Consider the following 13,797-nt stretch of genomic DNA (forward strand, 5'->3'; position numbering starts at 1 on the left):
AAACGTTTAATAAACCATAGATTAAGGTTTTTTATTGATTCTTTGTCCAAAAAAACACTTTAGAAACTAAAAAAAACCTAAATAAACAGAATTACATTATGTAGCTTTTTACTTATATTTACTAAATATTAAGAGGTGAATGATTAATAATGAGAAAGCCAATGATTAAAAATTCAAACATTCCTATATCATCATTAGATGATCTTGCAGGTTTTAAAGATCTAGCTAAATCGAAAAAGGAAAACGATAGGGAGCCTGCAAAAAGTAATTTCTTACTTAGAAAAACAAATTGAAGTTTAAGGAAGTAAAAACAATGACTGAACTACAAAGAATTAAAATATCATTAAAGACCTTAATAAGTTTAGGTACTGCCAAAAATCAAGAAGAGCTTGGAAAGCTGCTGGGTTATTCTAACAAATCGTCATTTTCTCAAGTAATAAACGGAAAAGTTAATTTACCTGTTGATTTTATTAATAAGCTATGCAATTTAAATTCACTAATTGACAAAGACTGGATTAAAACCGGAAAAGGGAATATTCTAAAAAACGGCATCGACACCAGCCAGGACATCGATAAAGATAATATTGCAAATAGCAGCATAAATGCCGGTTTTGATAAAAATAAAAGTTTATCACTTATATCTGCCGAAAACATGACCGCATACAACTATGGCAATAAAATTGTTTCAAACTATAATGATGCTCCATTTTTAGTACCCACTTTTGAAGGGGCTGATTACTTAATTAACATAATAGGTTCCTCAATGTATCCAAATTATAATAATGGAGATATTGCTGCCTGCAGGCATTTGCCGGTAGATACTTTTTTTCAATGGAACAAAGTTTATGTTTTAAATACCGAACAAGGTATGCTGGTTAAACGTGTCTGCAAGTCTAATAATGATAACTTTATTACTCTTGTGAGCGATAATACAGCTTATGATTCGTTTGAACTGCCCAAATCTAAACTGCTTTCTGTCGCAATTGTAATCGGTATAATTAGATTAGAATAACAATTTCTCTTTAATTGTATAAGGTAAGAAATATTTGTACAATTTAAAAAAACTTATAAAAGGACAAAATATTTAATTCTCTTGTAATGAACGATGTAACCCAGAGATTTTTAATTATCTATGAATACCTGAAGAAGACAGGTATTATTTCAAATCCTACGAAGTTCGCTCAGGAACTTAATATCAGCTCTTCTTTAATGACTGAAATATATAAAGCAAGAACTAATGCAGGAATGATCCCTATTCATAATTTACTAATAAAATATAAAGTTATTGATGCGAACTGGCTTTTAACCGGCGAAGGATCTATGCTAAAAACCCCTAATAAAGATACTAATACGAATTACAAAGAACTGGCCGAAGCAAGACTTGAAATTATTGGACTTAAAAATGAAAAAATTGAACAGCTAAATAAGGAAATAAAAAAATTAAAAGGTTTGTAACAAGATCCTTTTCCCGTCCCTAGGTTTCGGGATCGCTCAGGGTGACAACGATAGTATAACCACACCGTTTGTCTTTGCGAGGAACGAAGCAATCTCACTTAGTTTATTACCAAAGCTGCTTATTGTTAGTGCGGCTGCTTCGTTCCTCGCAATGACAAGATTGAGCGAAGATTTTGTAACCGTACAGTTTGTCATCCTGAGCGAAGTCGAAGGACTCGCAAGCAACTCTACAAAGATTGTATAACCACATAGTTTCAACACAAAGAGACCCGACAGGTTTTAAAAACCTGTCGGGTCTCTTTGTGTTGCGTCTTTACTTTGCGCCCTTCGACTTCGCTCAGGGTGACAACGATAGTATAACCACACCGTTTGTCCTTGCGAGGAACGAAGCAATCTCACTTAGTTTATTACCAAAGCTGCTTATTGTTAGTGCGGCTGCTTCGTTCCTCGCAATGACAAGATTGAGCGAAGATTTTGTAACCGTACAGTTTGTCATCCTGAGCGAAGTCGAAGGACTCGCAAGCAACTCTACAAAGATTGTATAACCACATAGTTTCAACACAAAGAGACCCGACAGGTTTTAAAAACCTGTCGGGTCTGATTTGTATTGCGTCTTTACTTTACGCCCTTCGACTTCGCTCAAGGTGACAACGATAGTATAACCACACCGTTTGTCTTTGCGAGGAACGAAGCAATCTCACATAGTTTATTACCAAAGCTGCTTATTGTTAGTGCGGCTGCTTCGTTCCTCGCAATGACTGTGCGTGTGTGGATCTTTGTCAAAGTTTAACTAACCACATGGTTTTAACACAAAGAGACCCGACAGGTTTTAAAAACCTGTCGGGTCTGAGTTCTATTGCGTCTGTACTTTATGGAGTTACTTGCGTGTCCTTCGACTTCGCTCAGGGAGACAAGATTAGAAAGAATTAACCGTACTGTTTGTCATTTCGACCGAAGGGAGACTCGAGCGATAGCGAACAGGCGAAGCAAATCTCACGCGCAATTCTACAAAGATTGGCGATATGCTTTGCGGAGTTTCTAGTGTGATTCCTCGTTCCTCGGAATGACAAAAAAACTCATAACTCACAATTCGCAATTCACAATTCACCATTATTTAAGAATATCCGTATCTACAAGCCTCGCATATTTCCCTGTGATTTTGCCTTTTTCGTCTATGGTGAAAAAAGTTGGGGTTCCTATTATGGCGTAGGTTTGGAAGTTTGGTCCTGCAAAACCTTTGAAATCGCATAATTGTTCTTTCCACGGGAAGGCGTGATCGTGGCCGTCTGCGGCATTTTTGGTCATGTCTGCGGCAACGCTTATAATTTCATAACCTTTGCTTTTTACGATTTCGTAATTGCCCAATAACTGGTGAATTTCGTTCTCGCAGTTGTTACAGCCCGATTCGTAAAAGAATAACAAGGTTTTTTTATTGATTGTTTTTTTGCCTGAGGCGGTTTGCAAAGCAGGTGCCGAACCGCCAATTACAGGGGCATTAATGGCATTTGTTAATTGTTTGGCAGGCTTTTCTAACCTTCCTGATTTTGCAGTATACTGACTTATAGCAGTTACCATATCATCTTTTCCGGCTTTGGTAAATAAAGCGACTGCTTTTTCTGTAAAAGCCGTATAGATTTCATTGCTTTTTATGCGCGACAGGATTTGTTTGGTGTCTGCCAGCCAGGAAGTGTCGTCTTTTAGTACACCTTGCTGCAGCTGCATCCAGCCTTCAATAAGATTATTCCACTGGCCGCTGTTGTACAATACTGCCATATCGAGTTTGTCTCTTACAAAAAGATTGGCTTCTTTAGCTTTTTCTTCTTCTGATTGCTCCAGACTGCTTCCCACGCCCATTAAAACATCGTAGATCTCGGCTAATCTTGCAGCATACAATTTGCTTTGTGCTGTTGTGGTTTTTAAAGTGCCGAGCTGTGTATTAAGGTTTTCTTTTTCTTTGTCAAGAGCATTGTACAAAGCGTCTTCTTTTTTATAAACTTTGAGACCGTAATTTACCATACCGGCTTTTTCTAAAACCTGCCTTTGTTTTTTCATTCTTTCTACAAGGTACTCGTTCTCTGGTGAACCAGTATAAGTGGTGTTCTCAAAATTAGGCTGTTCTTCGAGGCAGGAAATGGCAAAATTTTCCTTGTTTACAATAAAATCCATTCCGCCGCCGTCTGTAAGGGCAAAGTGCGAAATACCGGTATAGCTTTTTTTGGCAGCAGGAATAACAAGTACAGCTTTTCCTGTGGCATCAAGTTTTCCTGATGCAATAGTATCTGCTTTGCTGCCTCTCTCGAGTACATATACATACTGTTTTCCTCCGTAATGAGAAAAATTTACGTTTATGGTTTGTGACTGCCCGGAAGTTACCACACCCAAAACAGCAATAGCCTGTAATACTATTTTTTTCATGTTTTCTTTTGTTATTAATTACTAATTAACCTAAAATTTATATTAAATACCGAAACGCCTTTCATTCCTGCTCAAAGCAGGAAATGAAAAGCGCAGCGGTATTTTTGATAATCTTAACCTTTAAAAACTTATCATTGGGCTGCTATAAATAACCCAGCTAAAGCTTTATTTATTCCAGACAGGAAAATCTATTATTATTATTCCCCTGGGCGCATAGCGATACAACGTATCTGAAGTACAAACGCTTGGCTGGTATAATATTTTGTAAAATTTACAGAACCCGTCATTCCACCGTCTAAGTAAATGTTACCCTCTCCGGAAGACCAATAAGAAGTTAGCCAATAATTATTTTGCCCTCCTAATATCATCCCACCAGAAGGCAGCATTAAGCTTGGTCCTACTTGTACTCCTGTTTGTCCAACAGTCCTTGAAGAATTTACATAGGATTTACTATTATTAGCATTCAAACCATCCCATTCTGCATCATTTGGTACACGATAACCATTAGGGCATGGGTCATTTTTTGTTTTTTTACCGGACATCACCCAACTAGCAACAGGTGAATTTGCACCAGGAAGATTAGTCCCCCACTTGTAATAACCACCTACCAATCCAGGTTTAATGACAAAAGGATTTAAAGAAGTATCAGCACCTAAGTTATGACACATAAATGCTCTCCATTCTGTAGCACTTACCTTTGCACCACAGCACATGCAGTCTTTTATTTCTGCCTTTATTTGTACTGCTTTCTCTCCGCCTCCGTCAGTATAAATGGCGTATATGGTTACATAAAATGGATTTGCAGCCGTCAAACCTTTTGCCGTACTCTGCAGTGTCGTCTTGTATTTTACTGTTACAGTATTGTTTTTATTATCTATAAAATCTTGAACAATTTTTCCTGCTCCATCTGTACTTTCCACATATGCAAAACGAACACTGGTTACTGCACCGCTTGGTGTAAAGGTGTAAGTTTGTGTGTTTGTAGCTGTAGTAGTAAAATCTGCCTTCTGAGATAAACGATCAGACAGCGCACCGCAAGTAGTACCACCTTCAGTTTCTGCAATATCAAAACAAGTTTTCCCACTTAAAGACCCGCTCCCTAGTGTGATATCACCCGGGTTTTTAGTTACGGTAACCTTAGCTGTTGTTGCCGAAGTTGCAGACGGATTACCAGTACAGCCATTTGTTACAGTACAGTAAAAATAATAGATACCTTCTGTAAGGTCAGCTGTAGTATACGAAGTTCCGCTGCCTACCTTAGTGCCTCCTGTTGTACTGTCAGTTGTATTTTGATACCATGCATATGTTGGTGTATTAGTATCTGCTGTTGAAATATTTATTGTAACACTCGTTTTTGCTATTATAGTCTGCGCAGAAGATATTGAATTAATAACAGGCGTAAGACACCCTGTATTCATCGTTATTTCCTTATCTATTGTTTTTTCGCCGCATTCGTTTTTCGCTGTTACTGCAATTTTTACTTTTTGCCCATCAGTTCCAGTCTTTGGAAGATTTATTGTTGTGGTCTTTCCAGCAGCATTTGGAACTACAACTCCATCCACAGTCCAAGTGTATGAAGAATCGTATGAATTAGTAACAGTAAGAGTAATTGATGCCCCAAAAGTTTGATCAGCAGGAGGGTTTACCTGAGGATCCCACGAAACATTAGGATCACTTGAGTTTCCAGAAATTGTTTTTTCTATCATAGGGCTTATACAGCCTGTTGTGTTAGTTATAGTGGCACCATAAGTCCCCTCAGCTGCAACCTGAAGTTCATTACTGTTTTCTCCCTCTATTATTTTTTTATCTTTATACCAGGTATAGGTGTAATTTCCTGAATTTAAAACAGTTAAAGTTGCACTACCTTTACAAAGGGTACTCGTAGTTCTAATATTTGGGTTCTCCGGAGTACTGCCCTGTATTATATCTGCCTTTAAAACACTTTGTTCTGCTGCACATTTAGCTCCGCTGTTATCAGTTGCCACCATACGAAGTGAAATAGTTGACTGAGAAGCTGGAACAGTAAATGGATTACTCGTTATTATATCATTACCGTTGTACCATGTATAGGTAATTGTGCTTTGCGGATTTTTAATGCTTAAATTTAAACTTCCTCCAGAACAGAATTTTGTAAAGGTATTCAACGGCACACCGTTTACTAATACATCAGCGGGATCAAGAGTCACTTGCCCAGCTGCTTCGCTTTTTGTTACCTTAATACTGTTTGAAGGTTTAGAATAACAGCTTCCGTCTTTTGTAGCAGCAAACCATTCGCCAACACTGCTGTCTCCGCTTATTTCTATAGATTCTCCCGTTTCTTGTTCTTTACCATTATGGAACCAAACAACAGAAGCACTGCCGTTTCCTGATACCCAAAGTTTTACTTTGCCCGTACCGCAAATTACGGCATTATTAGATGCCGATGCAACAAGATCAATTGGTGTTGTAGATCCAGATTCTGTAATAGTACGTTTGTTTGATGCGTTAGTATTACAGCCTACGGCCCCCATAGAAATATTATATTCTCCTTTTTGAGTCGCAGCAATATAAGATGCACCGTTGCTGCCCGGAATTGGTAAGCCATTACGGGTCCAGATTAATTTATTCAGGTTTGCCGTATTAGAAGGAACTGATAAATAGACCGCACCACCCACACATAAAGTTAAATTGGCATTTGATGGTGATATTGTCGGTACAGCATATGGCATAGAACTACAATCTACGCCATTTTGAGAGAATAAAAACTCTTTGTACATACTGGTACAAGTGCTGGTAACCCGTACTAATACAGTATGGGTATTTACTGTTTCGTTTGGATAAAAGTTTATCTTAAATTTTCCGTTTACAATGTCTACATCGCTTAAGGAAGCATATTCTGACCCAGCCGTAATACTGATGGTAAATGGCCCGTTAGGACAATCAGGATCTGTAACGCTAAATTGGGTATCACATCCGGTGCCATCTGCAGCTACATCTACACATGGCTGCGGGCTGATGGCTGTCTGTGATGTTCCTTCACATAAACTTACCCAGCGTGTTTTGTTCCAATACTCCACACAATCGGTAGTTTTATTGTAAATGGTAAGACCGTTACCTTTATCATTATTTTTTACTGCAAAAGCATTACGCTCTGCAGTTGTCATTTGAGGGAGTCTAAGTCCGCCTTTGTTAAGCAGTTCGAGCACTGAGAAAGCCTCAGGTTCTTTTTTGCCCCCAATGGTCATTTGGGCCTGCGTGTTAACCGAAAATAATATGGCCAGAAGCATAAGCCATATACAAAATAGATTTTTCTTCATTTTTTAATTTTTTAAATTATTTAAAGCGGCAGCCTTCTAACTATTATTTCTGGAAATAATATATTAAAAGACATACCAAATCGATATCCTTTTGGGATATTCGTGTATATTTTGTGGTATTGTTGAGTAAAAAAATAAGTACTATTGAATCTTGTCAATACGGCTTATAGAAATGAAAGATCTGCCTGTTTACAAATTTAACGAGACACATTAATTTAATCTGCTTATAAAACCTGGGATTTTAAAGCAGATAAAGGGGTATAATAACTTTTGGTTTTCTTGTATATTTTGACTTAGTTACTTAAGTGTTTCCTGAATAAGATTCATAATTACATCTTTGTGGGCTTTTTGCATAATATCATAATCTTTTTTGATGCTATCCGGTGTTATTCCATGCACAGCCCCGCTTACGCACTGACGTATATAATACTTTGACAGTCCGTATTTCACAAACAGTGCTTCGAGGATATTAGAATCATAGGATTTATAGATTTTTGTTTTACTTTTACCCATCGCTTATTTATATCAAATTTTAAAAACAAATGTAGGCGATAATTTTCAATAAACAAAATTATTTAAGGGATAATTTCCTACGTATGAATACAATTCTAGAAAACATAAGGCTTTTAGCTGTAAATGAAAGGATTACTATATCTAAATTAGAACAGGTAATTGGTGCCAGTAAGGGAGTTTTGTCCCGTGCCATTAGTAACAATAGTGATATTCAGGCTAAATGGATTTTAAAAATAGTTGAAAAATATCCCCAATACAGCTGTGAATGGCTGCTAAAAAGCGAAGGCCCGATGATTATGGGTGCAAATGATGAAAATTATCACTCGGATATTAACCAAAATGAAGATGAAAAAAGCTACAAAAGTCTTGCAGAATCAAGAAAAGAGACGATTGAAAGCCTGCAAAAGGTAATTTTTCTCTTAGAAAAACAGGTTCCTGACAACGAAAAAAAATAAAAACAAAGTAAAAATGAAGCTGCAGCTTACTTTTTGATTTAAAATTAATGCCCCTACATCGTGTATTGATAATTAAATGTCAATATATTTATGGAGTCTTCGACTTCACTCAGAACAAGAAAACGAATTAAACAAACTATTTGTCATTGCAAACTGCGAAGCAATTTCATATAGTATACTACTAAAGGCACTTACTTTAAAATAGTAGTCACAAAAATAGTTCTCCATTACAGTTATATTATAAGTCTGTGGAATGTACCATTTTTATTAGTAATAGTAATTGGTTCCTATATCATCTACTAGTAAAATATAAAGATATTGACGCAAACTGGCTTTTAACAGGAAAAGGATCCATGTTAAAAAATAACACTGTTGAAATCAATATCAATTATAAAGAATTAGCCGAAGCAAGACTTGAAATTATTGATCTTAAAAATGAAAAAATTGAATGGCTCAATAAGGAAATAAAAGAATTGAAAGGGTTGTAGTGCGATTATTCTCTCGTCCCGAAGCTTCGAAGCCGGTAGAGTTCAAGAGGACAAATAAATTAAACACATAGTTTTAATACAAAGAGACCCAACAGTTTTTTAGAACCTGTTGGGCCTGAGTTATTTTGCGTACCCTTCGATATTTATTTATCTTGGTTTCTTATTATTTTTATATTAAAACTCACTTTGTCTCAATATATAAGTTTTAACTACATTTCCTCTATTTGTAATAATTATACTTGTAGCTGTCTTTTGAATATCAAAATCGAACTGGTTTGCAAGACCACCATCACCACCAGAAGTAGCGGAACATGTAGTCACTCCAGCAGCAGTAAGTCTTAGAAGATCACCATCTGGATTTATGACAGCGGCACTATATGTTGAATTTCTAGCTTGACCTCCATTGAATGCCAATACATTACCTACAGAAGTAAAAGTAGCAATAGCGATTCTGTCACAGGCATTCCATGTTTGAACCACAAAAAGCGAAACATCTGGCGTAATAGTTAAACCAATGGTTTCAGATGCTCCCGGTGCAATACTGCTAGTTGTATATGTTGCTCTTGATGGTGGTGCAGATATAGCTTTTTTAACCACACCATCAGCACCTACTACTAAAGATACATCTGTCTTGTTTGTACTGGTTGTCAATCCTTCTATTTTAACGGGATCGGCTGTTGCTTTAACATGTAAAGTATTCGTTGGAGAGGCTGTACCAATACCTAAGTTACCTGCAGCATTAAGACGCATTAATTCTTTTTGAGCTGGCCCTGCACCTGAATAATTAGACCATGTAAATAGTCCTGAATTTGCAGCTGTTTTTGCTCCTGATACCATTCCTAAGTTATATCCTGAACTGTGTTCAATTCTGGCAGCATCTTTATTATAACCAATAAATAATATTTTTGAAGCATCAGCATTTGGAAAACTAATCGTTGACGCAAAAGCTGTATTATTAGTTGTTTCGTCAATTGAAAGAGAATTGACACTGCTTAAATTATTCCAAATACCTAATACTCCTTTATCCTTATACAAAATAAATTTATTTGGATATATAGCAACAGTTCTGTCAGTAAAATCTATTCCTGTTTTTATAAAAGCAGTTGAAATATTATTGATATTTTTACTACTCATATCTAGATCCTGAGTTGCAGTATGGTTTCCTAAGTTATCGCCTTTTGCTGCAATAGTTGCAGGATCTGTCCATGTAAGGTTACCTGAAGCATCAGAAACCGCTACTTTACCAAGACCTGCGCCTGTAGTAATCTGCGCCGCAGGTGTTGTTGTTTTTGTTGTTGCTGTAATATTTGCTCCTGTAACTGTACCGCTTGCTGTTACGTTTGCAGCACCGGTAATATTTTTAGAGCTCATTAGTAAATCCTGAGTCGCTGTATGGTTACCTAAGTTGTCGCCGGTAACTGCTAAAGATGAAGCAGGTTTCCAGACTACATTACCATTTATATCTGCCGCTACTGCTACCGAACCAACTGCCGGAACTAAACCATCTATACCTGCAGTAATAGCCAGGTTATTTACCGTTGTTCTTCTGGTTGTCTCATTTATAGCGAAATCATTTCCACCCTTTAACCCATTATAAATCCCTAAATTCCCATTATCTCTATAAATAGAGTATGTATTTAAGTTTGCAGCTGTTCTATCTTTAATTACAAGTTCGTAGTTAATTTTTGCACTACTTATATTGTTAATATCTTTATTAGACATTTCAAGATTCTTAGTAGCCGTATGATTTCCCAGATTATCACCTTGTGCTGCAATAGTTGCAGGATCTGTCCATGTTACATTACCAGAAGCATCAGAAACCGCTACTTTACCAGCTCCGGCTCCAGTAGTAATCTGTGCTGCAGGTGTCGTTGTTTTTGTTGTTGCAGTAAGGTTTGCTCCTGTAACTGTACCGCTTGCTGTTATGTTTGCGGCTCCGGTAATATTTTTAGAACTCATTAGTAAATCCTGAGTTGCGGTGTGGTTTCCTAAATTATCGCCTCCAAACTGAGCTCTCGTTACCCATTTTAATACGCCATTAGCATCTGCTACTAAAACATTATCCGTACCTGAACCTGTTTGTAATCCTGCTATTGTTAAGGTATTGGCTGCAGTAGTTGTTAATGTAGTAGGTTTTAAAAGAGCACCGCCTAATTGTACTTTTCCGCTAGCGGCTGTTAATCCGTTTTCAGCCGCAATAAGTGCATTAACAGATGTATCATCACATAAACTTACCCAGCGTGTTTTGTTCCAATACTCTACACAGCCTGTAGTTTTGTTATAAATAGTAAGACCAGAACCTTTGTCATTGCCTTGTACAGCAAATGCATCACGCTCTGCAGTAGTCATTTGAGGCAGGCGAAGCCCTCCTTTATTTAATAGCTCAAGCACTGAGAATGCTTCAGGTTCTTTTTTGCCCCCAATGGTCATTTGAGCATGCATGTTTACTGAAAATAATATAGCAAGAGGTACAAGCCATATACATAATAGATTTTTCTTCATTATCTAATTTTTTTAATTGTTTTAAAAATTGAAATATTATAACCAGTAATAATCAGAAACAGAAAAGATTAAGTCTCTGAATTATTGTTTTTACTATCCATTTGATCTGGTTTATTCAAAAATTGAAACCTGCAGGCCAAAAAAATAGAGTTGGTTAAAACTCCTTAATGAATATCTTATAAATGCATAATTACACAAGTGATATTCAAATTATTTAAAAAGCAGAATGCCGTTCACTTATTCTATAAATAGTACTACAATATGCTTTTTGAAAAACTTATTTTTTATAGTTGTTTATATTATCCACACAAAGGGTCTTGCGGCCCTTTGCATGGAATTTTAAATTTATAGAGATGAAACTACATACCAATTTGTACCATCTGATTGTAAATTAATTTTAAGTGTCCCTCCTGTTGATGCAGAATAAAATGGTGCTAACAATTCTTTAGCTTTAATTTTAGATGAATAAATCACATCAACATCAAACTTAACTGTTAGTTCATTACCTGCATTACTTACATCATTTTGGTTTATCACTAAAACTCTGCCTTTACTGCTTGCTGCTGCCGGTAAAGTAATTGTAATATCACCAGTCATTCCAGCAGCAATTACAGTATAATCATCAGCTGCTACAGTGTAATTATTACTGATTGTTTTAATCCCCATTACACTATTGGATGCCGGTGCTTTCCAGATAACGTTACCGCTTGCATCTGCAGCTGTAGCCACATAACCCGCAGCTGGTGCAGTACCATCTGTACTTTTTGCAATTGCCAGGTTATTTATCGTTGTTTTTCTGGTAGTCTCGTTTATAGATAAATCATTTCCACCCTTTAACCCATTATAAATCCCAAAATTCCCATTATCTTTATAAATAGAGTATGTACTTAAGTTTGCAGCTACTCTATCGTATACGACAAGTTCATATTTAATTCTGGCACTACTTATATTGTTAACATCTTTATTAGACATTTCAAGATTCTTAGTCGCGGTATGATCTCCTAAGTTATCACCACCAAATTGGGCTCTGGTTACCCATTTTAATACTCCATTAGCATCGGCTACCAAAACATTATCTGTACTGGTACCTGTCTGCAATCCTGCTATTGTTAAGGTATTAGCTGCCGTAGTTGTTACGACTGATGGTTTTAAAAGGGCACCGCCCAATTGAATTTTCCCATTAGTCATTGTTAAACCATTGTCTGCAGTAGTTGGAACAGCATTTACCTGCACCTTCTTTCCATTTATAGTGACAACCGTCTCTGTTTCCTGTGCCATCAAAAACCCTCCTTGGATTAATAATAGTATACATATAATTTTTTTCATCTCTAATCTTTATAATAATTTGTAATTATTTTTTTGAAGTTATACTTTGATCTATTTTATTGACACATCATAAGCAGTATGAGTAAAATTAACAGTGCAAATTTAAGAGTACGCTATAGAATATTTTACCTGTTAAAATTCTGATTATGACAGATTAAGACCAATTTTTAATACATTAAATTTTGTGTTTTATTGATTTTAAGATTACACACTCTCCAAAAACGAAGAGTGTGTTTTAATCTTCAATTCTATTAATTTAAATAATCAATTATAACATTGTCATCTGCCATTAAAGCGTATGAACCATTATTTTCCGGTTTATACGTAACAACATTACCACTGATAGAAATTGCATCTTTATCAATACGAACACCATTAATGTATAACTTCACTTTAGATAGAGAAGAAGGTGTTCCTGCTAATGTAAAACTAGTCTGTCCGGCTGTTGCAGTAAATTCGTCACTTGCTTGTTGAGCTGCAGCAGCATTAATCACATAAGGACTTGCCTCTGTTCCTGCTCCAGTTACTGTTACATTTGTTCCAGCGATAGTTTTACCACCAATTCCGTCTGCTCCAGTAGCTCCTTTAAGACCTTGGATACCTTGATCTCCTTTTTCACCTTGCTCTCCTTGGAAACCTTGAAGACCTTGTGCTCCAGTTGGACCAGCAACACCTTGTATACCAGGATCACCTTTTGCTCCTTTTAGGGCAGCTAATTGTGCTGTAGTAAAATCACTATATGTAAACGCTGCTCCAGTAGCTCCTTTTGCTCCAGTTGCTCCTTTCAATCCTGCTAAGAACTCTGTTAATGATTTACCATCATTGCCAGGAAGCCCTTCCCAGATTTCATATGCTGATTTTCCATCTGCTCCGCTTGCTCCGGTAGCTCCTTTTATTCCTGCTAAGAACTCTGTTAATGATTTACCATCATTGCCAGGAAGCCCTTCCCAGATTTCAAATGCTGATTTACCATCTGCTCCGCTTGCTCCGGTAGCTCCTTTTATTCCTGCTAAGAACTCTGTTAATGATTTACCATCATTGCCAGGAAGCCCTTCCCAGATTTCAAATGCTGACTTTCCATCTGCTCCGCTTGCTCCGGTAGCTCCTTTTATTCCTGCTAAGAACTCTGTTAATGATTTACCATCATTGCCAGGAAGCCCTTCCCAGATTTCAAATGCTGATTTACCATCTGCTCCGCTTACTCCGGTAGCTCCTTTTATTCCTGCTAAGAACTCTGTTAATGATTTACCATCATTGCCAGGAAGCCCTTCCCAGATTTCATATGCTGATTTTCCATCTGCTCCGCTTGCTCCGGTAGCTCCTTTTATTCCTGCTAAGAACTCTGTT

8 protein-coding genes and 1 pseudogene are annotated in these 13,797 nt (G+C 36.8%); 4 read left to right on the forward strand and 5 right to left on the reverse strand.

The genetic code is table 11. The features are described 5' to 3' along the window. Positions 1 to 313 precede the first annotated feature (313 nt). Together LUU93_RS18495 and LUU93_RS18500 are read left to right on the forward strand one after the other, a co-directional pair. Positions 314 to 1,012 (forward strand): S24 family peptidase, encoded by a 699-nt coding sequence (locus LUU93_RS18495; protein WP_232682640.1) that lies wholly within the window; start codon positions 314 to 316, stop codon positions 1,010 to 1,012. 86 nt (positions 1,013 to 1,098) lie between these two features. Next, positions 1,099 to 1,455 (forward strand): hypothetical protein, encoded by a 357-nt coding sequence (locus tag LUU93_RS18500; protein ID WP_232682641.1) that lies wholly within the window; start codon positions 1,099 to 1,101, stop codon positions 1,453 to 1,455. Between the two features lie 1,110 nt (positions 1,456 to 2,565). Here LUU93_RS18500 and LUU93_RS18505 read toward each other — a convergent pair. Together LUU93_RS18505 and LUU93_RS18510 are read right to left on the reverse strand one after the other, a co-directional pair. Next, the gene (locus LUU93_RS18505) at positions 2,566 to 3,870 is read right to left on the reverse strand and encodes a peroxiredoxin family protein (protein WP_232682642.1); all 1,305 of its coding nucleotides are present in this window, start codon (positions 3,868 to 3,870) and stop codon (positions 2,566 to 2,568) included. A 197-nt stretch (positions 3,871 to 4,067) separates the two neighbouring features. Further along, a complete protein-coding gene (locus tag LUU93_RS18510; protein ID WP_232682643.1) occupies positions 4,068 to 7,166 on the reverse strand; it encodes an immunoglobulin domain-containing protein in 3,099 nt (1,032 codons plus the stop codon). Positions 7,167 to 7,762: 596 nt separating this feature from the next. On the opposite strand from LUU93_RS18510, the gene LUU93_RS18515 reads away from it, so the two are divergent. Together LUU93_RS18515 and LUU93_RS21735 are read left to right on the forward strand one after the other, a co-directional pair. Continuing rightward, complete coding sequence (locus LUU93_RS18515) at positions 7,763 to 8,134, forward strand: hypothetical protein (protein ID WP_232682644.1); 372 nt, start codon at positions 7,763 to 7,765, stop codon at positions 8,132 to 8,134. A 353-nt stretch (positions 8,135 to 8,487) separates the two neighbouring features. Further along, complete coding sequence (locus LUU93_RS21735; RefSeq protein WP_255669555.1) at positions 8,488 to 8,622, forward strand: hypothetical protein; 135 nt, start codon at positions 8,488 to 8,490, stop codon at positions 8,620 to 8,622. 174 nt (positions 8,623 to 8,796) lie between these two features. Here the strand turns inward: LUU93_RS21735 and LUU93_RS18520 are convergent, their stop codons facing one another. The 3 genes and pseudogenes from LUU93_RS18520 to LUU93_RS18530 all read right to left on the reverse strand — a co-directional run. Next, positions 8,797 to 11,124: a phage tail-like protein gene (locus LUU93_RS18520; protein ID WP_232682645.1), complete on the reverse strand. Its 2,328-nt coding sequence runs from the start codon at positions 11,122 to 11,124 to the stop codon at positions 8,797 to 8,799. 345 nt (positions 11,125 to 11,469) lie between these two features. Continuing rightward, on the reverse strand, positions 11,470 to 12,450 hold the full coding sequence (locus LUU93_RS18525; protein ID WP_232682646.1) for a hypothetical protein: 981 nt from the start codon (positions 12,448 to 12,450) through the stop codon (positions 11,470 to 11,472). Between the two features lie 251 nt (positions 12,451 to 12,701). Continuing rightward, positions 12,702 to 13,797, reverse strand: a pseudogene (locus LUU93_RS18530) (collagen-like protein); the annotation flags it as partial.

This window comes from Flavobacterium soyae (assembly GCF_021245985.1).
GTDB classification, from domain to species: Bacteria; Bacteroidota; Bacteroidia; order Flavobacteriales; family Flavobacteriaceae; genus Flavobacterium; species Flavobacterium soyae.